Here is a 275-nt window from a genome sequence, read left to right as displayed (position 1 = left end):
CGGGCCGGGCTCGGCCATCTGGGTCATGTTGCCGGCATCGTCGTAGCTGAAGGTGGTGCGGTTGCCGTTGCCGTCGTCCTGGGCCGAGACCGTGCCGTTTCCTCACCGGTGGGATCGGTGACCTCGGTGGGCCGCCCCTGGTCGTCCCAGCCCAGGGTGGTGACCCGGCCCTGGGAGTCGGTGATGGCCGCCAGGTCGCCGCCGGTGGTGTAGCGCAGGTCGTTGGTGTTGCCGTTGCGGTCGGCGTGGGTGATGGCCCACCCGTTGGCGTTGAA

At 70.2% G+C, this 275-nt stretch carries 1 pseudogene; it reads right to left on the bottom strand.

The features are described 5' to 3' along the window. A pseudogene (locus tag DSY14_RS29715) lies at positions 1 to 57 on the bottom strand (hypothetical protein); the annotation flags it as partial. Between the last annotated feature and the right edge of the window lie 218 nt (positions 58 to 275).

Source organism: Nocardiopsis sp. MG754419, from assembly GCF_018207095.1.
In the GTDB taxonomy this organism is placed as follows: Bacteria; Actinomycetota; Actinomycetes; order Streptosporangiales; family Streptosporangiaceae; genus Nocardiopsis.
This window is presented reverse-complemented; position numbering and strand designations above follow the sequence as displayed.